The following is a 26,419-nucleotide window of genomic DNA, read 5'->3' on the forward strand; positions in this document are numbered from 1 at the left end:
AAGATAAGGAGAAATTATGGCAGTAAATGCTTCAATATTTGATATTCTAGGACCTGTTATGGTTGGTCCAAGCTCTTCCCATACTGCTGGTGCAGCAAAAATTGCAAATGTTGCAAGGAGAATGGTAGATCCAGGATTTAATGAAGTAGATTTTTATTTGCATGGATCATTTGCCAAAACTTATAAAGGACATGGGACAAATAGAGCCTTAGTGGGCGGAGTTTTGGGATATGGACCAGACGATGATAGAATAATAAATGCATTTGAATATGCAAAAGAAGCAGGTCTTAATTACAAATTTATAGAAACGGATTTAGGAGAAGTACATCCCAATACTGTAAGAATGGTATTTAAATATCCAGATGGTAGAAATCCTATAGATATACAAGGCTCATCCATAGGTGGTGGTGCTATTGTTATAAATAAAATATATGGTAATCCTATAGAATATTATGCCAAAAGACCAACTTTATTTATGGCTTATGGCGAACAAAAAGGTGTAATAGCCTTTGTTTCAAATATTTTATATAGTAATGGATACAATATCCACGAAATGAAAACCATAAAAGATGGCGATAATGTAATGCTAGTTTGCGAACTAGATGAACCACTTATACCAGAAGCCCTTGAAAAAATTAAAAATGGTAAAGACTTTACTTTTATAAAATATATAGATTAGGAAAGGGATTATGCTTACTAAATTTGAATTATTAAAAGAAAGATGTGAAAAAGAAAACGCTAACCTTTGGCAACTATCTGTAAAAGATGAGATAGAAAACACGGGTAGAAGCGAAGAAGAAATATTTGAAAGACTTCAAAGAACTCTAGATGTTATGAAAAACTCATCACATGCAGCCTTAGAAGTACCAGTTGTTTCAGTAACAGGAATGACAGGTGGCAATGCAAAAGTGATGAATGATTATTTTCTAGGTGGAGATACAGTTTTAGGAGATACAGCTGCAAAAGCTATGGCAATGGCACTTTCAACAAGCGAAGTAAACGCAGCCATGGGTCAAATCGTAGCAGCTCCAACAGCAGGAAGCTCAGGAATCCTTCCAGCAACACTTATGACCATGTATCATAAATATGATTATGATGATCAAAAGTTAAAAGAAGCTATGCTAGTAGCAACACAAGTTGGCCAAGTAATTTTTGATAATGCAACATTTGCTGGCGCAGAAGGCGGATGCCAAGCAGAAACAGGAGCAGCATCTGCAATGGCAGCAGCGGCTGTTTGCTATTTAAGAGGATACGACATTCAAACTCAAGAAAATGCAGCAACATGTGCCTTATTAAATATCATGGGTCTAATCTGTGATCCAATAGGAGGCATGGTAGAATTCCCATGCAATATTAGAAATGCAAACGGAGTTATGAATGCCCTAGCAAGTGCAGATATGGCAATGGCAGGAGTAAAAGTATTCGTAACATTTGATGAAGCCGTAGATGCTTTAAAAAGAGTTGGAGATAGCTTGCCTGCAGGACTTAGAGAAACAGGCGAAGGCGGCATAGCAGTTTGCCCATCAGCTCTAAGACTACGTGAAAAATATATTGATGGAAAAAATTAAAAAATAATAAACAAAAAATATTTTTTATTATGATTTTCCCAATACTTTTAGTATTGGGGATTTTTTATTATCCTTATTTGTAAGCAAAAGTGAAGTTAATAGTTCTATCTATGAGCTAGGTATTGTAAAACTTAGAATTTTATTAGATTAAAATATTGACTACCATCTAAAAAATATAAAAATATAAATCAAAGAAAGATTTCTCCATTATGAAAGCTAACGGTTTCTTTAGTCGAAATGACAATAAGTAGAACTAAGATTCACACTAGTAAATAATCTTATTACCCAAATAGTAACTAATAAATCTACATAGTACTTTTACTGACACATACTTGTCATCTCGAGCTAAGTCGAGGGATCTACCTATGAGTCAGATATTATAAAACCTAGTTATTAACAAGAATAAAATATTAATTACAATAAAAAATTAAATAAGGGTATAGCTAAAAAACTTTTCGTGTATTTTTGACATTTTTATTGATTTGCTTAAATTGTAAGCGTAATTACAAAAAAAGAGACTAATTATCTTTGTGAATTTCTAGCCTCTTAAATCTAAATTTTCATTTAATATTTTACATGATCGTTGGAAAGAAAGTTACTCTTCTTCCATTTCTTTTTGATACTCATTATACTTTTCTTGCCAGTATACTTTGTCGCTTTCATCTATTTTTCTAATAATTTTACAAGGATTGCCTGCTGCTATTACTCCTTTTGGAATATTTTTTACAATTACTGATCCTGCTCCTATTATAGATCCTTCACCTATACTTACTCCTCCAATAATTGTGACATTTCCTCCTATCCAAACGTCATTTTCTATTTTTATAGGCTCTGCGTATTCTATAAATGTTCTTCTTATTTCCGGATCCTTTGGATGATTTGGTGTCAGAAATGTGCAATCTGGACCTATTAGCACATTGTCTCCTATGTAAACTGGTGCACAATCTAGGATTGATACATTAAAATTTAGATATGAATGATCGCCTATATAAGTATTGTGACCGTAGTCAAATCTAAATGGAGGGGTTACCATTGAATCTTTGCCAAATTTACCAAAAATATTTTTAGCTTTTTCTCTAATTTCTTCTGCTGTTATCGAATTGTTAAAATCTTGCATTTTTCGGCGAGCTTCATACATATCTTCGCGAAGTTTTTTATCTCCCATATAAAGCTTGCCGTTTATCATTCTTTGTTTTTGTTCTTTCATATCAAAACCATACCCTCTAAGCTTTAAATGACAATTTTAATCTAAAGTTGTAAAATATTATCATCAAAGGAGCAAATTATGAATCAAAATGTAAACTTAACTAAGGGCGATATTACAAAATCTCTTTTAAAATTATCTTTACCTCTGGCTCTTACAGCCTTTATTCAAATTACATATGGTTTTGTTGATATGTTTTTTATAGGTCGTTTGGGATCAAATGCCCTTGCTGGTGTTGGCCTTGCCGGATTTTTAATCTGGATTGCAAATGCCATAACTATGGTTCCAAAGGTTGGTATGGGAGTTTTGGCTTCTCAAGCTTTTGGTAGGCAAAATACAAAAGAAACCATTAGGATTTTAAATAATGGATATATTCTAACATTTATTTTGGCTATTATTTACACTATCATTTTGCTGATTTTTGGCAAATTATATGTTGGTTTTTTTAAGTTATCTGACGTTGCCAGTTCTTATGCACGTGAATACATATTTATTTTGGCCATTGGAATTGTATTTTTCCTTATAAATCCTGTTTTGTCACAAAGCTTTCAGTCCTTGGGTAATTCTCTTACTCCTTTTATAATCAATTCTATAGGACTTATTGCAAATATTATTTTAGATCCACTTTTGATATTTGGTTTAGGTCCATTTCCTAGAATGGAAGTTCGTGGAGCTGCTATTGCTACTGTTTTAGCTCAAGTTGTTGTTACAATTATCTTTGTAATAGTTATTTTTAATAATAATGAATTACTTAAAAATTCTATAAATAGATTAGATTATCATAGAAATTGGATGGGTCAAATTTTTAGATTGGGAACTCCATCTGCCCTTATGAATGTTTATATGGCAGTTGTAAGTGTAATTTTAAATAAATTTATGGCAGGCTTTGGTGAGGCGGCAGTGGCAGCTTATTCTGTAGGTAGCCAATTGGAGTCCATAACTTGGAATACAAGCGAAGGTTTACAAATAGGTATTGCAGCTATGGTTGGTCAAAATTATGGAGCGGAACTTTTTGAAAGAGTAAAGAAGGTAATAAAAAAATCTTTTGAAATTGTCTTTATAATTGGTGCTATTTCAATGCTAGTATTATATTTTTTCAGATATCCGCTAATAAAAATATTTGTTCCAAATGACACAGAAACAATAAAACTTGGAGCCTTGTACTTAGCAATTTTATCAGTTTCCCAAATATTTATGGCAGTGGAAATTGGACTTACTGGTGCTTTTAACGGCATGGGGGATACAAAAACTCCTGCCCGTATTGCAATAATTTTTAATACTTTAAGAATACCATTTTCAATATTATTTATGCCTATGTTTGGTGTAGCAGGAGTATGGATTGCCATGACCTTTACTTCTATACTCAAAGGATTATTTAATAGCGGTCTAATCCTTAAAAAAATAAAAAGAGAGCTATAATAAAATAAAGAACCTAGTAAAACAACTATTTTACTAGGTTCTTTATTTTCAAAAAAATCTTACTTATAATATATCTGAAATTTACAAATAGTATAGTTTTGTAAAATTTTTATTAAAAACTTTTACAATTTATAAACTAAATTGACAATAAATACTAATTTCTAACATTTTTCTTTAATATCTAATTTTACATTTATCTTATATAGATTTAATAAAAGTAAATTATCCTTATACATGAATGCTGATCTAATTAAGCATATTTTTATATGCCTAAATTTCAAAATAAGAAAAAATCAAAAATTAAATTACTAAGAAACTAGAAGGAGCATGCATGAGCAATATACAACTTGCGCATATCTACAAAGATTATACAGAAGGCCAACACGTGGTGAGAGATTTTAATCTTGATATTAAAGATGGAGAATTTATCGTACTTGTTGGACCTAGTGGTTGTGGAAAATCTACAACACTCAGGATGATAGCAGGACTTGAAGATATTACTTCAGGAAAGCTATATTTTGAAGATAAACTTATGAATGATGTGCATCCCAAAGACCGCGATATAGCCATGGTTTTTCAAAACTATGCCCTATATCCACATATGACAGTTGCTGAAAATATGGGATTTGGATTAAAAATGCAAAATAAAAGTCAAGATGAAATAAGAAAAACAGTTGAAAAAACAGCAGGCGTTATAGGTCTTACTGAGTATTTGGACAGATTACCAAAAGAATTATCTGGTGGTCAACGCCAAAGGGTTGCTCTAGGACGTGCGATTTCAAGAAATCCTAAAGTATTTTTGATGGATGAACCTCTTTCTAATCTTGATGCCAAATTAAGAGTACAAACAAGATCAGAAATTTCTAACATCTCTAAAGAATTTGGAAACACAACAATATATGTAACTCACGATCAAGTAGAAGCTATGACTATGGCAGATAGGATTGTTTTAATGCGAGATGGCATTATCCAACAAGTATCTAGACCAAAGGATATTTATTTATATCCAAATAATATTTTTGTAGCAGGATTTATGGGTTCGCCTGCTATGAATTTTATTTCGGTAACACTAACTGAAGATGGACTAAAAACTGGTGATGGCATTATAAAACTAAATGAAAGTATCCTTACTCAATTAACCTTTAAAGGTTATATGAACAAGGAATTAATTTTTGGTATACGTCCAGAAAATATTGTATTAGCTCGCGAATTAAATGAATCGAATGATCGATATGTGCCATTTAGTACCAAGGTGCATTTGGCAGAAATGTTAGGGTCTGAAACATTAATTCACTTTTTAGTTGAAAATCAAAATATTATTGCAAAAATAAATACCCTTGATGAGTTTACTAGAAATCAAGATTTAACCCTTGCCTTTGACCTAGACTTTGCAAATTTCTTTGACAAAGATACTACAGATAGAATTGTACTTGATAATGAAAAAAATTATCAAAATCTAAAAAAGAAAGGAGGCAGAGCTAGTGGAAAATCAGACGAGCAATTTGACAAATCAAATCAGCCAAACAGCACATATAGCAAAGCACACAGTTTCTAGCCTAGCAAATAATAATGAGAACGATCCATACTTTAAGCCAGTGGAAAAAACTATATGGCAAAAAATTGCAAAATATAAAACTTTTTATCTAATGCTTACACCTGCTATTTTGTTTTTTATTGTATTTTCTTATTGGCCAATGACAGGAAATATTCTAGCTTTTAGAAAATTTTCTTTTAATTCTGGAATGTATGGTAAAGGCTGGGTAGGACTACAATATTTTAGAGAGTTTTTTACTGATAGGCAAACTCCTATTTATATTAGAAATACCCTCATTATTTCAGCTATAAAACTATTTGTTTATTTACCTTTCCCAATAATTTTAGCTTTAATTTTTAATGAAATAGTAAATACCAAGCACAGATCATTTTTTCAATCAGTTACATATTTACCTTATTTTATATCTTGGGTGGTAGTAATTGGTATGCTAAATAAACTTTTTGCTCCAAATACAGGACTTATCAATAATCTATTAAGAAATATGGGAATTAGTGATGGATCTAAATTTTATATGATGGAAAACAAATTCTTCTATCCAGCGGTATTTGGAGCCTATTTATGGAAGAATGTTGGTTGGGACTCAATAATTTATTATGCTGCAATCATGGGCATCTCACCATCCCTTTACGAAGCAGCAGCCATAGATGGAGCAAATAGATTAAAGCAAACTCGTCACGTAACCCTACCAGGGATTTCGAAAACAATTATGATCTTATTTATCATCTCTCTAGGTGGAATATTATCAGCTGGATTTGATCAAGTATACTTGATGCAAAATCCAGGTAACTATCAAGTATCGGAAATAATCGATACATATGTAGTAAAAACAGGGCTTGAAAAAGCCAGATATGGTCCAGCAACAGCTGTTGGTCTTATCCAAGGACTTGTAGGACTTGGTTTAACAGTTGGAGTAAACAAGTTAGCCGACAAATACGGTGAAAATTCTTTATGGTAAGAGGAGAAATTATGAATCTTAAAAAAACATTTAGCAAAGCACTGCTAATGGCAATGAGCTTAGTTGCCCTAACAGCTTGTGGTAATAATGAAAACAACACCACAAGTGATAACAAGACAGAAACAACACAATCAGCAGAAAATAAAACAGAAGATAAAGATAAAGCTGATAATAAAGATACTGCTGAAAATAAAAAGGACAAACCAGATACATGGATAGCTGATCGTGAAATTAAACTTTTAGTATTTGAATCAGCTGGAGATACTGGTGAAGGTACAATGAGTCCAGAAATTGCTCAATACATCAAAGATAGAACAGGTATTACACTAACAATCGAATCTGTATCCAACGAAGATTCTTATGAAGCGCTAGCTGCAGGACTTTCTTCAGGAGATCTTCCAGATGCAGTAGCATTTTACTTAGATAACTCTGGTAGACCAGAATTCCCATTATTATTAAAAGCAAGTAATGAAGGAATGTTTGCTGATATTTCTAAACCGCTTAAAGAAAGTAAAATATACGGAAAATATTTTGAAGATGGATACTTACCAGCAGATACCAAAGATAATATCATGATGAGAGATGATCAAGATGGTGCAACATATCTAGTTCATATGTCTATTAATAGAAATCCTGCAGAGGCAGGTCGTAAAACAATCGGTGGTATGTATATGAGAAAAGATATTGCTGAAGATCTTGGAGTAAAAACTGACGATATTAAAACTACAGAACAAATGCAAGAACTTCTTGAAAAAATTAAAAAAGGTAATTATAAAGATAAAAATGGTAACCCTGTGATACCACTTGGACCAACAAGCTGGGGTGGATCTGATAGACCTTGGCCATACAGAGATATGGTTTGGGAAGGTGAAGGAGCTCAAAAATTCCTAAAAGATGGTGATAAAGTAAAACACGAATGCATGACAGACTATGCAGAAAAGAGAGTTGCAAAAGTTCGTAAATGGCTTGCTGATGGACTTATGGACCCAGAATTCTATACAATGGAAGAAACTCGTGCTCAAGAAGGAATTCAAAACGGATCATTTGCAATAGTTGCTGATTCTCATAATTACAGACCAGAAATTGCAAATGGTGAATGGATACCACTAGGAGACTTAAATAGAGCTGATGGATCTGATAATATGATTATGCCATATAAATCCGGTTATACAGGTTGGGCTATTCCATCAACAACAAAAAATCCTGAAGAAATTGTAAAATTTGCTGATTGGATGGCTTCTAAGGAAGGTAAATTACTTTATTTCTACGGATTGGAAGGTAAACATTACGATATGGTAGATGGAAAACCAGTTCCTAAAAAAGAGTTAGTTAAAGAAGCAGAAGAAAATCCAGATGAAGCTATTAAAGAAGGATTTAGAGGAGTAAGAGCATTCTGGGGTGAGCATTTTGCTTATACAGATATGGATAATTATGAAGATTTTGGTGAAGAATCCTGGGGTGATAGTGTAAGAGATGAAGGTGGTAGTGAAGCTGAAAAGATTATTGAAGAATATAACTACGATGAAAAATACAAAAATAAGGAAGTTATAGATGGTCTCTACCCAAGAGCTTATCTCTACGAATTTGAAGGTGAAGATGGTAATCTATCACAAGCACTTGATGACTGGGACGACACAATAATAAAAGCTTATTATGCAAAAAGTGATGATGAAGCAAAAGCACTATTAGATCAAGCAAGTAAGGATCTTGAAAATGCTGGGATAAAAGATTTCTGCAAATTCTTAGAAGATAAAGAAAAAGATGGAGATGTAATATTCTATTAATATTAAAAAAAGAAAAGTTTCTCCGGAAATGAATTTTTCGGAGAATTCTTTTAATTAGGGAGGATTATGGAAAGCTCAAAAAAAGCCATCCAAACAAATAGATGGGCACAAGTTATATTTTATATTATTTTGATACTCATGGCTCTTGCAATTATTTTGCCATTTTTGCACATCCTAGCCCTTGCTTTTAACTCTGGACAAGATGCAGCTAGTGGAGGAATTGCTTTTTTTCCAAGGAAATTTACTTTAGAAAACTTTAAAGAAGTTTTTAAGCAAGATAATCTAATAAATGGATTTTTTATTTCTATTTTCAGAACCGTACTAGGTACTGTTCTAGGAGTGTTTTTAATGTCTATGGCTGCATGGGCACTTACCATTCCAGATTTACCAGGTAGGGGCAAGATTACATTTTTTATATTTTTCACCATGCTTTTTGGTGGAGGAACTATTCCTTATTATTTGGTTTTAAGCCAATTGGGACTTACAAATACTGTTTGGGTTTATATTATACCAAGCCTTTATAGTGTGACAAATATTTTGCTACTTAGATCTGCATTTTCTCAAGTGCCTATGAGCCTTGTTGAAGCAGCAAGAATAGATGGCATGAAAGAATTTAGGATATTTACAGATATGGTACTACCAATGAGCAAGCCAACCCTTGCAACAGTTACACTTTTTACAGCTGTTGGTCATTGGAATGACTGGTTTGCAGGAAGTTTTTATGTTAGAAATCAAAAATTAAAACCACTTGCTACAATATTGCAAGATATGCTAACCCGCCAACAAGGTCTTGCGGATATTTTGGCTAGAAACTCAGGTGCTGCCTACCAACAACTTGATAGAGTACAAGTAACTGGAGATTCATTGCAAATGGCAACTATAATAGTAGTAATACTTCCAATTGTAATAATGTATCCATTTATACAAAAATATTTTGTTCAAGGTATCACCATAGGATCAGTAAAGGAATAATATGGAATTTAAAAATAATACTTTTAAAATAGTACAATTCACAGATACACACTTTGGAAATCTACCTCATCACGAGGATGATATTAAAACTTTCAGCTTAATTGATAAAGTTTTAAGAGATGAAAAACCAGATTTAATAGTTCACACAGGCGATATTATGTGGTCAGATGGAGTCAAAGATTCTGATAAGGTCTTTCAAATTGTAATGGAATATTTTAATAAATACAATACTCCTCTTGCTATTACTTTTGGAAATCATGACAGCGAAGAAGGCATTACTCGCTCAGAACTAAGAGAAATTTATGATAAGATAATTACAAATAAACCAGAAAAAAAAGATAGCTTTATCATAGATGATAAGGAAAATTATGTAATCCCTCTAAGTGAGAATGGCAAAGAACTTGCATACTTATACTTTATCGATTCAGGTGCTGATGATAGATTAGGTTTTGGAACTTATGAGTGGGTTTTGCCAGAACAAGTGGAATGGTTCAGAAAAACATCTGATAAATATAAAAAAAATGATGGTGTAAAACGTGGTATAGTTTTCCAACATATTCCACTTCCAGAATACTGGCAAAGTAAGGAAAATATCCTATCAGGAGTACAGGAAGAAACCAACGAAGAAATTTCTGCACCGAAAATAAATACAGGTTTATTTGCAAATATGCTACTAAATGGTGAAACCTGGGGCATGATAGTAGGTCATGACCATGAGAATAATTTTGATAGTACTTTATATGGTATCCACCTTGCCTACGCAAACTCTTCAGGATTCCAAGCTTATGGAGATGTCCCAAAAGGCGCAACAGTAATTGAAATTACAAAAGAACCATTCGCAATAAAAACTAGAAATATACAGATTGATGCAGATAGATAAGAAACTTTTTACCAAAGAATACAAAGATCTATTTTGGCCCTTACTAGTGGAGCAAATTTTTCTTACCTTAATAGGAAATTTTAATGTATTTTTATTCTCCCTATTTAATGACCAAATGGTAGCAGCAATTGGTATATCTGATCAACTTTTAAATATTTTTGCAATGATTACCAATATTGTAGTCCTTGGCGCCAGCATACTTATAATTCAAAATGCAGAAAAATCACGACTAACTTATGTAAAATCAATCCTTAAGGAATCTGTAATCTTAAATGCAGTACTTGCAATTTTGATAGTGATAGCTGTATTTTTATTCAATAAAAATCTCCTTATGCTCATGCAAACGCCAATAGAACTTTTAGAAGAAACTTCTATATATATAAAGATAGTGTCTATTTCTATAATATTTTTGGCAATGACATCCCTTATACTTGGATGTCTTCGTGCCTTTGGTTTTGTAAAAATTGCTGTAAAAGTTTCGGTTACAAATACACTTTTGGTAATTTTAGGCAATTCTATAATAATTATATTTAATTTGGGTGGTATTTCTAATATAGCTCTTGCAACTCTTATTTCAAGACTTTTGGGGATGCTTTTGACACTTTTTACCCTTAAAAAATATATTCCGGAATTATTTGATTTAAAAAAAGAATTAAGAAAAATTCCTCTTAAAAAAGAAATTTTGTCATTAGGTATTCCATCAGCTATGGAGCAAATTTCCTATAACTTTAGCCAAACAATTATAACTGCCATTATAGCATCTCTAGGAACTATCGCTGTAAGTTCTAAAATCTATACACAAACTATAACTTCATTTATTTTTTCAATAGGTGTTGCAGCAGGAGTAGCTGGAAATCTTGTGATTGGAAATTTATATAGAAACAAAAAATATGATCAGATAAAATATTTTGCTGTAAGAAATGCAAATAGGATTAGCCTGATAGCTGCCGCAGTAAACTTGATTTTAGCATTATTTGGTCAGTTTTTGGTAAGGATTTTTACAGACAATCCTGAGATTATAAAAATTGTAAGAGAGCTATTATTTTTCCAAATACTTTTAGATCCAATGAGAGTTGCTAACGAAGTTTTGGTAAATTCTTTAAATGTTTTAAAAGATGTAAAATTCCCTGTAATAGTTGGAATAATAACAACTTACGCTTTAGTAATTCCCTTGTCATACTTATTTGTAAAAAAACTCGGCTTTGATATAAGCTACGTTTGGTTAGTTTTTATCTTAGATGAAAGTCTTAGAAGATTTATTTTGACAAAAAGATTCAAATCGAAGAGATGGATAAAGAAAGTAGATTACAATGACGAAAAATAAACTAAAAAATTTACTAAGGACAGCTTTTGAAAAGCTTTATTATTATCTAGCCATATCTGTAGTTTTTGACCTATCATTCTTATGTGGATTGGGAATATTTAGCTTTGCAACAAGCCACATAGTGGCTTTTAATATTTATAATAAATTAGCTAATGAAAGATACAAAGAAAAGGTAAAAATTTTCAAAATTCTTAAAGAAAATTTACTAAGTAATCTTAAAGAAAATTATAAAATGAGTTTGATATATATACTACTATTAATAATCATATCTCTGGATATATTTTACTTTAGTGCAGCAAATGGAACTTTGTACAAGACCTTGTTTTATATATTTATTATACTTATATTTGTGATTTTAAATGCAATGATTATGAGCTTTTTTATAAAAATAATGTATCCATCCTTAAATTTAAAAGAGAATATACAAAATTCTATTTCACTTATAGTTGTAAACATAGTAGACATTTTATTATTAGACATTTTAATTGGAATAACCACATACTTCTTAAATAAAATTTCCTTCATACTTCTAATCCTAGTCTTTCCAGGAATTTATATAGAATTGACATATTATGTTTACAAAAAAATACTAGAAAAAAAATCTATTTCTTATTTGCTTTTCAATATTAACTAGACTTATCTAACAAAAAGAGGCTCCAATACCTCTTTTGTTTTAGAAAACTTAAAATCACTTATCCCATCAACATAAAAAGATATAAAGAAAATATTAAGGTCTTTAAGTTTTAATAATAGTAAAGTATCTAGAAATGACTTTCAAAGAACTAGTATTAAACTAACTTTCTCTTATCGTTGTTAATATAGTAGATGTTCTATTATTGAATGTAATACTTGCTAAAAAATCTATAATATATATATTTAATATAATATAGTTTTAAATTTTAAGATCGACATAATTTTTACATTTTTTCAAAAATGTTATATAATATAATAGAAAAATATTTGTTAAAGGAGGAAAAACGAGTATCTGTAATATTCACTTTATTGTACACAAAGCTTACATATTTAAGCTTTCAAAAATTTTTGTTTAAAGAAACTGAGTGAAATTTCAAAATAAGAGGAGAAATTAAATGTCTAAAATTTTAAGAAAGTTTTCTTCTGTCTTACTATCTTTGCTAATGATTTTAAATGCTCTTGCACCTATAAGTATTGCAAGTGCTGAAAATTCTGGGGGGGGGGAAATTAGAACATACAATCTCTGAACCTACTGAAGCTTCAAATAAAACAACCGCAACATCATTAGACAAAAGTGTAAGTTCAGGAAATGATAATGTTGATAGCAATCCTATAGATAAGAAAAAAGAAAATGGAACTAATGAGAAAAGTGATAGCAATTTTGAAGATGCCACTATTAATAAGAAAGATGTAACAAGTGGTACTGATGATAATAGTGCAACGAATATTACTAATGCTACAGATGAAAAAAATTCTGGTGGAGATACTCCTGATAGTAAAGAAAATGATAAGGTAGATGAAAGTATTAAAGCTACACAAACAGCAAAACTTATAATAAACTGGAAGGGCGACGGAGCTGGAACAGCTGTAGAAGTAAAAAATAGACCTGAAACATTAGCTATAAAATTATATTCATCATCAGATGAAGGAAAAACTTGGCAAGAATATGAAGATGGTAGAGCAACTTTAGAAACTGGAAAAGATGTTACTACTGTTTATGAGTGGAAAAATCTTCCGTCAAAAAATGAAGATGGAAAAACTCTTATTTATAAAGCAGAGCTTGTAACAAAATCCAACTATCACAATTCAATGGCTTTAGAACCAAAGTACACAAAAGATGAAAATGGTAATGTAACACATAGTGAATTTGTAGTAAATAACGTATATAAAGACAACTGGAATTATAAAATCAACCTAGAATGGAATACAAGTGATCCTATAGAAAAATACGAAATAAATAAAGTTACTACATCTAAAGATTACCTTATACAACAATATGTCCTTACTATTTCTAATCAAAAAGTGTATAAGGCCGGTGAATTAGAAGTAAGAATTCCTCGTGAATTATTTGATGTTCGTAATAGAACCTATAGTGGCGTTGTTCCTAAAAGATTCAGCATAGGGGATGAGAAGAATCCTACCTCTGGAGTATCATATACTTATAGAATAGATACTAAGGGAACAGAGGATACTAAAGATGATGAAATCGTATTTTATAATTATAAAGATTTGGATGGTTCTCAGAATGTTGCTATAACTGTAGAATATAGTATTAACCCTCAAAGAGTTATTGACTGTTCAAAGGGAGTACTTCAAGCAAAAGGTAAAGCAACTCATGATGGTATACCGGAAGAACTTGAAAGTAATAAGATAAGCTATCGCTTGGACACTGGAATAGAATTAGAAGAAGCTTATAAAGCAGCATCAGGTAACAATGGTCGTGTATATTCTTGGCCATTTGGAAATAAACCTAAAGATTTTGATATTAATAAATATAATTACTGTCAATATGTTGTCGCGATTGTCAATACTGCAAATCAACCTTTTATTACGAAAATAATTGAAAAGCCACAAGATGGTGGAGAACTCGTTGGAGTTTACTCCAACGAATATCCTCATAATGAAGTGAAATTTATTAAAGAAAATGATGGCTCTTATGTGCGTGAAAGTTCTAAAACCAGGAGCAAATCAGATAAAGATTATACAGAATATAGAGTTATTGTTCGTTATCCTCGCCCGAAAGACAAAAGTTCTGATGGTATAAAATATAAAAATGAAGTTATTTTTGAACAAAGAGCTACAGATGTTCATGAGGGAGATAAGTTAGATAATGATAAAAACGATATAATAACGACTTCTGCTTCAAATGAATTGACATGGGAAGATTATCATCATGAGCTGAGAGATCATTATTTTAATAAAGGCATCTCAAGTAATGGGGATTTTAAGCCAGGAGATCTTGATTTATTATTAAATGGAGAGGATATAAAATCTTCTTTTTATATTTCAGAAAGAAGAGAAGGCTATTCCCCAGATACGTTTGGTTATGATATAGTTGATGAAGAATTAGAACTAAAAATTGATGATAATGAATCAATAAAACTTGGAAAAGATGACTATAGGCTGCTACCTAATGAAATTTCTTTTAATCAAATTGAAATAGACCAAAGGACTGGAGAACGTAAGAACAATAGAACAAATGAAGAATTTGTCTTATATGGGAAAACAGCTACCGATGATGATTGGAAAGAGTTGGGTCGTAAAAACTTTTCAGAAGATAAGAGTGATCTATCAGCAATTTGGGATGTATCTAGCCTAATTCCTAAGGACGGCTTGGTAGCCTTTAGAGTAGTTTCACCTAAAAACTTAGAAGGGTTAACATATTTAGATATTGATTCATCACTTATTATTAAAGGGAACTCTCCAACTGTAGTATCTCTTAGAGAAAAATTAGAAAAAGCAAATAAAATAAAGATATACAATATAGCTACAGAGAGTTTTGAAGATATTAATAAAAAGGCTTCTGTCGCATTTAATTTGGAAAGTTATAAATATGAAGCAGAATTAGATAAATGGGAAGTCTATAGTGAAAATGATGTTTCAAATCAGACCATTACAAAAAAATTTCAAATTAGAGAATACGAAAAAATTTTCGGCAATGAAATTCCAAAAAATATTTATGAGCCTGTGACCCAAGAAAGTGGAATTTTTTATGATTTACTTCCACTTGGCTATAAATATGATGAAGGATCTGCAATTGCATATGCTAACAAAGATTTATATACTGAAATTTATCAAAAAGCTACTGTAAAAGCGGAAGTGGTTTCAAATAATTATAAAGATAGTGGAAGACAGCTTGTAAAGTTTAAATTAAGAAGTACAGCTGGTAAGAACAACAATTGGATAAAAAGTTATGATTATGCTACTACTGGGTTCCAAGTTGCTTATTCTGCCACAGCAAAATATGCTGATGCCAATAAGGTAGATAATAATTATAATATTGTCGCTTTTCAGCGCTCTGATAAAAAGGCTATAGTTGGAGGAGAGGGATTCTCAGAAGAAGCAACATTTGAAGTAGGAAATGCTTATGATGAAAGCGGGAAATCTTATCTATATGACCCTGATGGGGATGGAAAAGTCGACCCAGAGTTAAAGAACACACTTTATGGAGCTGTTAAGGTTGAAGAAGATATACTCCTACCTGTGGAAACTGGTTTTAATAAATACGTAAGAGGAGAAGGCAAGGATTATAGCACAGAAGATAAGACAAAAGAAGGAGAAGATTATAGTTATAAACTTCGACTTGTAACAAATGCAGATTCTGAAACTTCAAATGTTGTGTTATATGATATTTTAGAAAATGCAACAGATAAGAATGGAGAACATGGATGGCATGGAGCATTTAAAGGTATAAACACTACTGAATTACAATACTTAGGTGTTAAGCCTGTTGTTTACTATTCTACTGCTGAAAACTTATCATATAACAACGAAGACAATCTATCTATAGATAAAAATCCTGGAATCTGGAGTAATGAAGCCCCAGATGATTTGAGTAAGGTTACAGCTGTAGCTTTTGATCTAAGAAAAACTCCAGATGGAAGCGACTATGTATTTAAAGGACAAAAGATAGCTGAAGTTGGAATAAAGATGCAAGCTCCTAAAGATAAGGGGAAAGAAGATTATGCATATAACCGTACTGCATATTTATCAACAATTAAATCAGCTGGTATTGAAGATTCTAAAACATCATTTAATATTTCTAATCCAGTAAAAATACAATTAGAAAAACCAACACCATCAAAACAAGATATAAAAGTAAAAAAAGTATGGAAAAATACTGATGGTACTGAAATAGATAGTGTTGAAGAAAAAGTGGAAGTAGAATTATACAAAGATGGTAAAGCTACTGGAAAGGTAGTTACACTTAACGATGCTAATGAGTGGACCGCTTCCTTTGGACAAATAGAAGATACAGAAAATTCAAGCGTAAGTAAGTATACAGTTAAAGAAATTGGGGAAAAAGACGGAAGAATTGAAATAACGAACGATGCTTTTCTGGTAACCTATTCAGGTAATGTTGAAGAAGGCTTTACCGTTGAAAATAAATATATTAATGAAAAAAATGCATATGTACCAATTGGTAAACATATAATTTTACCGAAAGGAACAACAGAGCAAAAAAGAGAAAATCTTTTATATCTAGTAAATGGTCCAGATGATGAGTGGAAATTCACTTATAAAATTGAAAAATTGAAAGATAAAGATACTGTTGAGCATGAATATGATCCAATCACAATAACAATTCCAAATATAATTAAGGAAGATAAGAGCGCCTTTTATCAAGACGTATCACAAAAAATTGGTAGAAACATTTCATCTATTGACCAATTGAGTGACGATGAAATAGACACTGTTTATTATATAGCTAGAGAAAAACTTTTAAGAGTACGTGGAACTGAAGATAATCAAATTAAAATAGAACAAAATGTTCATGGTGAAGGTGAAGCTATCTTTAGAGTAACAGAAAATCCGTCTAACTATGCTAATATTTCGGACGATAAAAATAACGAAAGATACCATTACTATAAAGTATATAAAGATGAAAACGGTGAACTTGATATATATTGGAATGTTGCAAATAGCTATGATAAGTTAGACAGAAATAACAAGAACTATTTTGAAGACGGTGATTATGAAGAATTATTCAAAGAAGCCGTAGGTGAGACTTGGTTTGAATATATTGGACAAAGCAACAACTATAGTTCACGTGACAATATTAGATTAAATTTATTGTCTAGCTATTACAATAAAATCAAATCACCAATTCCGCCAACACCAATAGAACCATCAAAGACAGACATAAAAGTAGAAAAGATCTGGCAAGACAAAGATGGCAAAGAAATAACTGCCCCAGAAGAAAAAATAGAAGTAGAACTTTACCAAGATGGCAAAGCTACAGGCAAAAAGCTAGAACTAAACAAAGACAACGACTGGAAAGCAGAATTCAAAGACTTAGACACATTAGAAAAAGTAGACTCAGAAAAAGCCTATGAATACACAGTCAAAGAAGTCGGAGAAGAAACTGGTAAAATAACAATCGGTAAAAATAAATACCAAGTAAGTTACGATGGAAGCATGGAAAAAGGCTTCAAAGTAACCAACAAAAAAGAAGTACCAGAAACACCAGATAAACCAGAAGATCCAGATAAACCATTGACACCACTAACACCATCAAAAGCAGATATCAAGGTTGAAAAGATCTGGCAAGACAAAGATGGCAAAGAAATAACTGCCCCAGAAGAAAAAATAGAAGTAGAACTTTACCAAGATGGCAAAGCTACAGGCAAAAAGCTAGAACTAAACAAAGACAACGACTGGAAAGCAGAATTCAAAGACTTAGACACATTAGAAAAAGTAGACTCAGAAAAAGCCTATGAATACACAGTCAAAGAAGTCGGAGAAGAAACTGGTAAAATAACAATCGGTAAAAATAAATACCAAGTAAGTTACGATGGAAGCATGGAAAAAGGCTTCAAAGTAACCAACAAAAAAGAAGTACCAGAAACACCAGATAAACCAGAAGATCCAGATAAACCATTGACACCACTAACACCATCAAAAGCAGATATCAAGGTTGAAAAGATCTGGCAAGACAAAGATGGCAAAGAAATAACTGCCCCAGAAGAAAAAATAGAAGTAGAACTTTACCAAGATGGCAAAGCTACAGGCAAAAAGCTAGAACTAAACAAAGACAACGACTGGAAAGCAGAATTCAAAGACTTAGACACATTAGAAAAAGTAGACTCAGAAAAAGCCTATGAATACACAGTCAAAGAAGTCGGAGAAGAAACTGGTAAAATAACAATCGGTAAAAATAAATACCAAGTAAGTTACGATGGAAGCATGGAAAAAGGCTTCAAAGTAACCAACAAAAAAGAAGTACCAGAAACACCAGATGAACCAGAAGATCCAGATAAACCATTGACACCACTAACACCATCAAAAGCAGATATCAAGGTTGAAAAGATCTGGCAAGACAAAGATGGCAAAGAAATAACTGCCCCAGAAGAAAAAATAGAAGTAGAACTTTACCAAGATGGCAAAGCTACAGGCAAAAAGCTAGAACTAAACAAAGACAACGACTGGAAAGCAGAATTCAAAGACTTAGACACATTAGAAAAAGTAGACTCAGAAAAAGCCTACGAATACACAGTCAAAGAAGTCGGAGAAGAAACTGGTAAAATAACAATCGGTAAAAATAAATACCAAGTAAGTTACGATGGAAGCATGGAAAAAGGCTTCAAAGTAACCAACAAAAAAGAAGTACCAGAAACACCAGATAAACCAGAAGATCCAGATAAACCATTGACACCACTAACACCATCAAAAGCAGATATCAAGGTTGAAAAGATCTGGCAAGACAAAGATGGCAAAGAAATAACTGCCCCAGAAGAAAAAATAGAAGTAGAACTTTACCAAGATGGCAAAGCTACAGGCAAAAAGCTAGAACTAAACAAAGACAACGACTGGAAAGCAGAATTCAAAGACTTAGACACATTAGAAAAAGTAGACTCAGAAAAAGCCTATGAATACACAGTCAAAGAAGTCGGAGAAGAAACTGGTAAAATAACAATCGGTAAAAATAAATACCAAGTAAGTTACGATGGAAGCATGGAAAAAGGCTTCAAAGTAACCAACAAAAAAGAAGTACCAGAAACACCAGATAAGCCAGGGGAACCAGGTAAACCAAGCAAGCCGAATATTCCTATTACACCAAGAGTTCCTAATAAACCAAACACTCCTATAAAATCTAAAGGGTTAGATAAGTTTGGTAAATCTAATAGCCCAAAAACTGGCATAAATGGATTAGGCAATGTGTTAGCAACAGCATTCACAGCAGCGATAGCTTTATTTGCAAGTAGAAACAAAAAAGAAGATTAATTGTAAATAAATTATTATAAGTGTAATTTTAATATCAGGCATAAGATTATTTCATGCCTGATATTTTAATGCTTTAATTTAATAAGTATAGTATATAATCTTTTGTTCTATTTATAATAGATATATTAATATAAAATTTCTTATTTGTTTAAAACTGGGTTTTTTATTTAGTTTGCAAAGGAGAACTTTCAAAATTTAAAAAAGATTTAATAGAGGTGAGTTTAAAAGTTTATATTTATATTTTTTGGATTCATTTCAATGATTTAGATGTTTATTTTAGTAAGAAGCTTTACATAAATTTATTTGAATTTATAATATAACTGTAAAGTTATAAAGGAGGACTTATGACTGATTTTAGAATTGAACATGATTCTCTTGGAGAGATTAAAGTTGATGAAAACGCTCTTTATGGAGCCAATAGCTGGAGAGCTAAAGATAATTTTAATATAACAGGCTATAGTATGGATGATAAATTTATCGATGCTATTTTGGAAGTTAAAAAGGCCTGTGCTATAGAAAATGGAAAAATAGGACTTTTATCTGATAAAAAAACTGAAGCGATTATAAAAGCTTGTGAAAATTTACTTGATGGCAAAAAAAGGGATAGTTTTATTGTCGATCCTATCCAAGGTGGAGCTGGGACTAGTTTTAATATGAATGCCAATGAAGTAATTGCAAATATGGCTGAGCAAAATCTTGGAGGTAATTTGGGAGAATATAAATTAATCCACCCAAATGACCATGTCAATAAAGGTCAATCTACCAATGATGTTATACCAACTAGTGGAAAAATTGCGCTTATAAGATATTTTGAACAATTAATTGATGAAGCAAATAAGCTAATTGATTCTTTAAATAAAAAGGCAGAAGAATTTGCTGATGTTTATAAAATGGGCAGAACTCAACTACAAGATGCTATTCCAATGAGTTTGGGTCAAGAATTTGCTGCTTATAGTAAGGTGCTTAGTCGTGATGTAAATAGATTTAAAAATGCAATAGAAGCTTTATCTTTTGTAAATCTTGGTGGGACTGCTATTGGAACTGGATTAAATGCTGACGAAAGATATGTTGAGGAAGTTGTGGAAGTTTTAGCAGAAGTTACAGGACTTGATTTAAAGCAAAATGATGATTTGATAGATGGAACTCAAAATCTTGATAGCATACTTTTTGCATCATCAGTTTTAAAAACTTTTGCAGCTAGCCTTTCAAAAATATCAAATGACTTAAGGCTAATGAGTTCTGGTCCACAAACTGGTATTTTTGATATAAAATTGCCAGCTAGACAAGCAGGATCATCAATAATGCCAGGCAAAGTAAATCCGGTTATTCCAGAAGTTGTAAATCAAGTAGCATTTTTAGTAATTGGTAATGATGTTTCTGTAACTATGGCAGTTGAGGCTGGACAATTAGAATTAAATGCCTTTGAACCAGTGATTTTTTATAAACTTTTTGAATCCCTAAGGACATTAAAAGGAGCAATCTATACTCTTAGGGTAAACTGTATAGATAATATAATTGCAAATAAAGAAGAATTAAGCAAGGAAGTAGAAAAAAGTGTTGGACTTATAACCGCTCTTGCTCCACATATAGGATATGAAAAATCTTCTAAAATTGCTAAAAAAGCATTAAAAACTGGAGACAGTATCCGAGATTTAGTTGTTGAGGAGAATTTACTTTCAAATGAAGAGTTGGATAAGATTTTAGATTTTAAAAAGATGATAAAACCAGGTATCCTTGATGAAGAAGATTTATTTTAAGAGGTAAAAATGAAAAAAAGAATTGAAAAAGATTCACTAGGAGAAATAGAAGTAGAAGAAAGTGCTTTGTGGGGAGCTCAAACTCAAAGATCTTTGGAAAATTTTCCACAAGATGTAGAAACTATGCCAAAATTTTTGCTAATGGCACTAGTAAATATAAAAAAAGCGGCAGCAAAGGTAAATAATGATGAAGGCAAACTTAGTGATAAGAAAAAAGATTTGATTAATTATGCTTGCAATCAAATTTTACTAGGCAATTATGATGATCAATTCCCTCTAACTATCTGGCAAACAGGTTCTGGTACTCAAACAAATATGAATGTCAACGAAGTTATTGCTCATTTAGCCAATAAAAAAGCAGGAGAAAATATTATACATCCAAATGACCATGTAAATATGAGTCAATCTTCAAATGATGTTTTTCCAACAGCTATGCATATCTCAAGTCTTTTAAGCCTTAGAGAAAACTTATTGCCACAAATAGAAGAAACAATTGCAATCTTATCTAAAAAAGAAAAAGAATTTGATATTATAAAAACTGGTCGAACCCACTTACAAGATGCTACCCCTATCAAATTTTCGGATGAAATTTCAGCATGGAAAGTGATGTTAGAACGTGATTATAAAGTATTAAAAGAAACTAGCCAATCCTTAAAAAAACTTGCCATTGGCGGTACTGCAGTAGGTACTGGGTTAAATGCTTCAAAAACTTTTGGAGCAAATGTCGCAGATGAATTGTCCATACTATTAGATACAGAATTTATTTCAGATGACAATAAATTCTACCAATTATCCAGCAAATCATCTATGGTATCAGTTCATGGAGCAATAAAAACATTGGCAAGTGATCTATATAAAATTGCAAATGATATTAGATTTTTATCCTGTGGACCAAGGTCTGGAATAAATGAGTTAAATATTCCAGCAAATGAACCAGGTTCATCTATTATGCCGGGCAAAGTGAATCCTACACAAGTTGAGTCAATAACAATGGTGGCTATCCAAGTAATGGCAAATGATTTTGCAATATCAATGGCAAATAGCCAAGGTCAATTACAATTAAATACCTATATGCCATTAATAATTTATAACATGAACCAATCCATAATTCTTTTATCCAAATCTCTTAAATGCTTTAGGGAAAATTTGATAGAAGGACTTAGCCCTAACAAAGAAAATATAGAAAAAAATCTGGAGAACTCACTAATGCTAGTAACAGCTTTATCTCCAAAAATAGGTTACGATAAGGCTAGTAAGCTTGCAAAACACGCCTTTGATAAAGGACTTACTTTAAGAGAAGCCAATAATGAATTAGGATTTTTAGATGAAGGCGAATTTGATAAGTTGATTGATCCTTCAAAGATGGTTTAAGGTGTCTTAAAATATTTATTTTTGTATAAATGGTTAGATTTGAATTTAGCTTTATATTTTAATAAAAAGTTTAGAGTAATGTATATTTAAATGCAGGTTGCGAATCAACAACAAATTAGCCTGCTTCATGCAATGGTCGTTTCGATGAGGTTACGAAAAGAGGGGTTAAAGGAAAAATTGATGGGGAGAAATTAGTCCGTCCGGTGACTAAAGGACAAACTCCCCGGGTTTTCCCTTAAACGAAGAAATACATTATATATTAAAAATCTTTATTTTATACCAACAAATTATCAACATCTATTTGCCAAATACCGTCTAAATACATTGTGGCATTTTCTCTTATATCTTCCCATTCATTTTCATTATATGGAAAGTCTTTTACTCCGCAGGTATTGATACCAACATCCTTTGCTACTTTTATTGCATAAAGGGCATCATCATATAAAATAATTTCACTCGCATCGACATCTAATTTTTCAATAGCATATTGCCAGTATTCTTTATCTGATTTCTTTAAGTTGGTTATATCTGGAGTGGTTAAAAAGCTAAAGTATTGATCTATATTTAATCTTTCAAAGGCTAGTTTTAAATAAATTGAATCCGTTGATGAAGCAATGGCCATTTCATAGCCTTTTTTATGAAGTTCTTCTAATTTTTCGATAACTCCAGCTTTTGGCATTAAAGAATTTTTATAACCGTCATAGATAATTTCATCAAAGTAATCACGCACTTCTGCCTTTGTCATGTCTTTGGCAAGCTCATCTGCAATAAATTTGCACATACCATCGAGTGGAAGAGCTTCGATTTTACCTTTTTCCTCTTTTGGAAGAGTGTCTAGTCTAAATCCGTATTTTTCAAATACTTCATTGATCGGATCTACCCAAATATGCATAGAGTCTAGTATTGTGCCGTCACAATCAAATAATAATTTCATCTGTTCTCCTTTATTTTACAAATATTGGGGAAGTTATAAGTAGTCTAATATTTTTTTTATCTTTTAAATCCCCAAGGACTTCAAATCTTAGATACCCCTTTTTAGGATTTATAATAAAGTTAAGGTCTTTTTCATAACTTATTTTTTCTTCGAAAATAAGTTCATTGTTATTATAGATTATTAATTTTTTAGGAACTATATTTATATATTTAGTATTTTTAAAATTTCCATTTCCAAGCTTAATTTCACCATAAAATTCACCGTCATCTATAACTTCACCTAATTCAGTATTTTTAAAATTATAAGTAAATATAGGACCATAAGTAAGATAGGTATTTGTATTTCTGATAGCTTTTAAAATATTTTTTTCATTTAAATCGCCATTTATTCCAAGCATATTTATAGGAACTGTGTCATCATCTTTTGATTTTACATGCCAATCACGACCTCCGAGAGCTGCAAGTTTATAGCCTTCATTTAAAAGTTTTTTCCAAAATTTGTAGGCAAGCTTAGTTGATTTGCTGTTTTCACTATTTTCTCCATTTATTAGTTCAAGATAGGCAAAATTTGAATAATCTTTTATATTAAATTCAAAATGACAACCAGTACAAATAGGATTGCCCATATCAAAAGGATGGTTTATTGAAAAAACTGCATCCTTACTTTCTTTTTGGATTTCATCTATGCATTCTTCCATATTGCTAAGAGTTGCTTTTGTATAATTTCCTGCATCATGAGAGCCTAGTATAAGCATATGGCCATAAAAAGTTGTCCACTCTATTCCGTGAAATACTGGTAAAATATCTTTATCAAAGTTTTTTTCATAAATTTCATCTAAACCTGCATCTGTATTATGGTCTGTTAAAAACATCGCCTTATATCCAAAGTCTTTGGCACTTCTGACTAATTCTTCTGGAGTCATATGACCATCTGAATGGAGGGTGTGTGAGTGGAGTAAAACTGGATAGTATTTTAAATTAGTCATTTATTGCCTCCACAGAAATTTTAGCATCAACATTACTATTGCAAGAGTGCATGGACAAGACAAATTCATAAGCTCCTGGCTTTATTGCAAATTTTTTATAACCACGAGAAGAAAATTCGTGGCTAATCATTATTTCCTGGTCATCTATTTTATTGTGGTAGGCACCTACAAATTCTCTTTCATAAAAAAGACTTGTTGTTATAAAATTTTCTATATTTGCATCTAGGGTGCTAGTTCGATCTTCGTTGCTATAAATATCATCTTGCAAATATTTTTCGACAGCTTCTGCCAGTATATTTTCCTTTTCATCACTTGGTACGAATCTTGGTGCATAAGATAGTTTTATAATCAATTTGTCAAAACTATGATCAAGAGTAAAAGGAAATCGTCTGTGGCTTAGGTTATCTTTTTTATTTAACTTTAAATCTTCATCAATAATTAGCATTTTTAATCCTTTTTATTTTTATATGTCAAAATTTATTATAAAAAAATTCTATTAGCCTTATGTAATTTTTTTGTAAAATATTATTTAATAAAGTATTTGTGCTATACTTAAAATGGAGAGAAAATAAGGAGTTTATTTTGAATATTTTACTTGATTTATATTTAACTTTTACCAAAATCGGCTTATTTACCTTTGGTGGGGGCTATGCCATGCTGCCACTTTTGGAAAGGGAAGTGGTAGAGAATAAAAAATGGGCAACTCACGATGAAATTTTGGATTATTATGCAATAGGCCAATCTACACCTGGTATTATTGCTGTAAATACTGCAACTTTTTGTGGATATTCCCAAGCTGGAAATCTTGGTGGGATAATAGCTTCCCTTGGTTTTATAACACCATCTATAATTATTATCTTAATTATTGCAAATTTTTTGGAAAATTTCAGCCATATTGTCTGGATTCAACATGCTTTTGCTGGTATTAGGATAGGTGTTTCTGCCTTAGTTTTTTATTCGGTTTTAAAGATGGTAAAGAAAAATGCAAGAACACCATTAAAATTTGCCATATTTTTGCTAACATTTGTAGCTATAGGGTTTTTGCAAATTTCTCCAGTTATAATTGTAGTTTCTGTTGGGATTTTTGGTATTTTACTAGGAAAGGCAGGAAAAAATGCTTAGATTTATTTGGGAATTTCTTAAAACAGGACTTTTTGCCATAGGTGGAGGTATGGCTACTATTCCATTTTTGCAAGAGATGTCCAAACACTTTGGCTGGTTTAGCCAAGAAGACTTATTAGATATGATAGCAGTTTCTGAATCTACTCCTGGAGCTATTGGTATAAATATTTCTACTTTTGCCGGATATAAATCCTATGGAGTTTTTGGAGCTATATTAGCTACTATAGCTCTAATTACTGGACCTATTATAATTACTCTTATAATTGCTAGGATGATGGCAAAATTCAAATCTTCAAAATTAGTTCACGATATGTTTGAAACCATACGCCCTGCTACAGCTGGTTTAATTTTAGGTGCTATGAGTTCGGTGATTATTCTAACACTTTTTAATGTTCCTTTATTTGAACAAACAGGAAATTTAGGAGATTTAATTAGAATGGTTCCCTTTGTTTTATTTGCAATCTATCTTTTTGTCTTAATTAAATTTAAAAAAGTACATCCACTTGCAATCATTGGCATTAGCGCAGTTATTGGAGTAGTATTTTCGTTATAAATGAAAATTTAAATAAATTAGTAATTTTAGCTATGATATAGTTTTAAGATTTTATAAATATCTTAATTTGAATAGGACAGATAAGATTTAGTAAAAAGATAAAGATGGAATAATTTCCG

General features: G+C 31.5%; 19 protein-coding genes and 1 pseudogene. 16 read left to right on the forward strand and 4 right to left on the reverse strand.

Annotated elements, in window-relative coordinates; genetic code table 11:
- The first annotated feature begins 16 nt into the window (after positions 1–16).
- Together sdaAB and sdaAA are read left to right on the forward strand one after the other, a co-directional pair.
- Positions 17–679 carry an L-serine ammonia-lyase, iron-sulfur-dependent subunit beta gene (gene sdaAB, locus DY249_RS08415; protein ID WP_101540798.1) on the forward strand — a complete coding sequence of 221 codons (663 nt, stop codon included), beginning with the start codon at positions 17–19 and terminating at the stop codon, positions 677–679.
- A 10-nt stretch (positions 680–689) separates the two neighbouring features.
- Positions 690–1,568 carry an L-serine ammonia-lyase, iron-sulfur-dependent, subunit alpha gene (gene sdaAA / locus DY249_RS08420; RefSeq protein ID WP_101540797.1) on the forward strand — a complete coding sequence of 293 codons (879 nt, stop codon included), beginning with the start codon at positions 690–692 and terminating at the stop codon, positions 1,566–1,568.
- A gap of 595 nt (positions 1,569–2,163) precedes the next feature.
- Here sdaAA and DY249_RS08425 read toward each other — a convergent pair.
- A pseudogene (locus DY249_RS08425) lies at positions 2,164–2,805 on the reverse strand (sugar O-acetyltransferase); the annotation flags it as partial.
- A 48-nt stretch (positions 2,806–2,853) separates the two neighbouring features.
- On the opposite strand from DY249_RS08425, the gene DY249_RS08430 reads away from it, so the two are divergent.
- From DY249_RS08430 to DY249_RS08480, 12 genes are all read left to right on the forward strand, one after another.
- Positions 2,854–4,191, forward strand: a complete 1,338-nt coding sequence (locus tag DY249_RS08430) for an MATE family efflux transporter (RefSeq protein ID WP_101540795.1) — start codon at positions 2,854–2,856, stop codon at positions 4,189–4,191.
- Between the two features lie 331 nt (positions 4,192–4,522).
- A complete protein-coding gene (locus DY249_RS08435) occupies positions 4,523–5,746 on the forward strand; it encodes an ABC transporter ATP-binding protein (RefSeq protein ID WP_115595858.1) in 1,224 nt (407 codons plus the stop codon).
- The gene (locus tag DY249_RS08440) at positions 5,673–6,701 is read left to right on the forward strand and encodes an ABC transporter permease (RefSeq protein ID WP_218565051.1); all 1,029 of its coding nucleotides are present in this window, start codon (positions 5,673–5,675) and stop codon (positions 6,699–6,701) included. Before DY249_RS08435 ends, DY249_RS08440 begins: the two co-directional genes overlap by 74 nt.
- A gap of 11 nt (positions 6,702–6,712) precedes the next feature.
- Positions 6,713–8,485 (forward strand): extracellular solute-binding protein, encoded by a 1,773-nt coding sequence (locus tag DY249_RS08445; RefSeq protein WP_218565052.1) that lies wholly within the window; start codon positions 6,713–6,715, stop codon positions 8,483–8,485.
- A 66-nt stretch (positions 8,486–8,551) separates the two neighbouring features.
- Positions 8,552–9,457, forward strand: coding sequence for a carbohydrate ABC transporter permease (locus tag DY249_RS08450; protein ID WP_101540793.1), 906 nt, complete (start codon positions 8,552–8,554; stop codon positions 9,455–9,457).
- Between the two features lies 1 nt (position 9,458).
- Positions 9,459–10,337, forward strand: coding sequence for a metallophosphoesterase family protein (locus tag DY249_RS08455; protein WP_101540792.1), 879 nt, complete (start codon positions 9,459–9,461; stop codon positions 10,335–10,337).
- Positions 10,324–11,661 (forward strand): MATE family efflux transporter, encoded by a 1,338-nt coding sequence (locus DY249_RS08460; RefSeq protein WP_115595859.1) that lies wholly within the window; start codon positions 10,324–10,326, stop codon positions 11,659–11,661. Before DY249_RS08455 ends, DY249_RS08460 begins: the two co-directional genes overlap by 14 nt.
- Positions 11,648–12,295, forward strand: a complete 648-nt coding sequence (locus DY249_RS08465) for a hypothetical protein (protein WP_115595860.1) — start codon at positions 11,648–11,650, stop codon at positions 12,293–12,295. Before DY249_RS08460 ends, DY249_RS08465 begins: the two co-directional genes overlap by 14 nt.
- Before the next feature lie 454 nt (positions 12,296–12,749).
- Positions 12,750–12,881 (forward strand): hypothetical protein, encoded by a 132-nt coding sequence (locus DY249_RS09445; protein ID WP_281269045.1) that lies wholly within the window; start codon positions 12,750–12,752, stop codon positions 12,879–12,881.
- Positions 12,835–19,578 (forward strand): Cna B-type domain-containing protein, encoded by a 6,744-nt coding sequence (locus DY249_RS08470; protein WP_172540087.1) that lies wholly within the window; start codon positions 12,835–12,837, stop codon positions 19,576–19,578. Before DY249_RS09445 ends, DY249_RS08470 begins: the two co-directional genes overlap by 47 nt.
- 344 nt (positions 19,579–19,922) lie before the next feature.
- The gene (locus DY249_RS08475) at positions 19,923–21,335 is read left to right on the forward strand and encodes an aspartate ammonia-lyase (RefSeq protein ID WP_101540788.1); all 1,413 of its coding nucleotides are present in this window, start codon (positions 19,923–19,925) and stop codon (positions 21,333–21,335) included.
- 9 nt (positions 21,336–21,344) lie between these two features.
- Positions 21,345–22,706 (forward strand): class II fumarate hydratase, encoded by a 1,362-nt coding sequence (locus DY249_RS08480; RefSeq protein WP_115595862.1) that lies wholly within the window; start codon positions 21,345–21,347, stop codon positions 22,704–22,706.
- Positions 22,707–22,980: 274 nt separating this feature from the next.
- Here DY249_RS08480 and DY249_RS08485 read toward each other — a convergent pair whose 3' ends face one another.
- Genes DY249_RS08485 through DY249_RS08495 form a run of 3 tightly spaced genes read right to left on the reverse strand, consistent with a single transcriptional unit; the run spans position 22,981 to position 25,070 of the window.
- Positions 22,981–23,640 (reverse strand): HAD family hydrolase, encoded by a 660-nt coding sequence (locus DY249_RS08485; RefSeq protein WP_115595863.1) that lies wholly within the window; start codon positions 23,638–23,640, stop codon positions 22,981–22,983.
- Between the two features lie 10 nt (positions 23,641–23,650).
- Positions 23,651–24,625, reverse strand: coding sequence for a CehA/McbA family metallohydrolase (locus DY249_RS08490; RefSeq protein WP_115595864.1), 975 nt, complete (start codon positions 24,623–24,625; stop codon positions 23,651–23,653).
- Positions 24,618–25,070 (reverse strand): hypothetical protein, encoded by a 453-nt coding sequence (locus DY249_RS08495; RefSeq protein ID WP_115595865.1) that lies wholly within the window; start codon positions 25,068–25,070, stop codon positions 24,618–24,620. The genes DY249_RS08490 and DY249_RS08495 overlap by 8 nt, the downstream gene beginning before the upstream one ends.
- Before the next feature lie 137 nt (positions 25,071–25,207).
- Here DY249_RS08495 and DY249_RS08500 point away from each other — a divergent pair, with 137 nt between their 5' ends.
- Both DY249_RS08500 and DY249_RS08505 read left to right on the forward strand, forming a co-directional pair.
- Positions 25,208–25,747, forward strand: coding sequence for a chromate transporter (locus tag DY249_RS08500; protein WP_115595866.1), 540 nt, complete (start codon positions 25,208–25,210; stop codon positions 25,745–25,747).
- Positions 25,740–26,300, forward strand: a complete 561-nt coding sequence (locus DY249_RS08505) for a chromate transporter (protein ID WP_115595867.1) — start codon at positions 25,740–25,742, stop codon at positions 26,298–26,300. Before DY249_RS08500 ends, DY249_RS08505 begins: the two co-directional genes overlap by 8 nt.
- The last annotated feature ends 119 nt before the right edge of the window (positions 26,301–26,419 follow it).

Source organism: Anaerococcus octavius (genome assembly GCF_900445265.1).
Classification (GTDB): Bacteria; Bacillota; Clostridia; order Tissierellales; family Peptoniphilaceae; genus Anaerococcus; species Anaerococcus octavius.

Coding starts and splice junctions, on each gene's coding strand:
- sdaAB (WP_101540798.1), top strand. CDS start 17: ATGGCAGTAAATGCTTCAATATTTGATATTCTAGGACCTGTTATGGTT.
- sdaAA (WP_101540797.1), top strand. CDS start 690: ATGCTTACTAAATTTGAATTATTAAAAGAAAGATGTGAAAAAGAAAAC.
- DY249_RS08430 (WP_101540795.1), top strand. CDS start 2,854: ATGAATCAAAATGTAAACTTAACTAAGGGCGATATTACAAAATCTCTT.
- DY249_RS08435 (WP_115595858.1), top strand. CDS start 4,523: ATGAGCAATATACAACTTGCGCATATCTACAAAGATTATACAGAAGGC.
- DY249_RS08445 (WP_218565052.1), top strand. CDS start 6,713: ATGAATCTTAAAAAAACATTTAGCAAAGCACTGCTAATGGCAATGAGC.
- DY249_RS08450 (WP_101540793.1), top strand. CDS start 8,552: ATGGAAAGCTCAAAAAAAGCCATCCAAACAAATAGATGGGCACAAGTT.
- DY249_RS08455 (WP_101540792.1), top strand. CDS start 9,459: ATGGAATTTAAAAATAATACTTTTAAAATAGTACAATTCACAGATACA.
- DY249_RS08460 (WP_115595859.1), top strand. CDS start 10,324: ATGCAGATAGATAAGAAACTTTTTACCAAAGAATACAAAGATCTATTT.
- DY249_RS08465 (WP_115595860.1), top strand. CDS start 11,648: ATGACGAAAAATAAACTAAAAAATTTACTAAGGACAGCTTTTGAAAAG.
- DY249_RS09445 (WP_281269045.1), top strand. CDS start 12,750: ATGTCTAAAATTTTAAGAAAGTTTTCTTCTGTCTTACTATCTTTGCTA.
- DY249_RS08475 (WP_101540788.1), top strand. CDS start 19,923: ATGACTGATTTTAGAATTGAACATGATTCTCTTGGAGAGATTAAAGTT.
- DY249_RS08480 (WP_115595862.1), top strand. CDS start 21,345: ATGAAAAAAAGAATTGAAAAAGATTCACTAGGAGAAATAGAAGTAGAA.
- DY249_RS08485 (WP_115595863.1), bottom strand. CDS start 23,640: ATGAAATTATTATTTGATTGTGACGGCACAATACTAGACTCTATGCAT.
- DY249_RS08490 (WP_115595864.1), bottom strand. CDS start 24,625: ATGACTAATTTAAAATACTATCCAGTTTTACTCCACTCACACACCCTC.
- DY249_RS08495 (WP_115595865.1), bottom strand. CDS start 25,070: ATGCTAATTATTGATGAAGATTTAAAGTTAAATAAAAAAGATAACCTA.
- DY249_RS08505 (WP_115595867.1), top strand. CDS start 25,740: ATGCTTAGATTTATTTGGGAATTTCTTAAAACAGGACTTTTTGCCATA.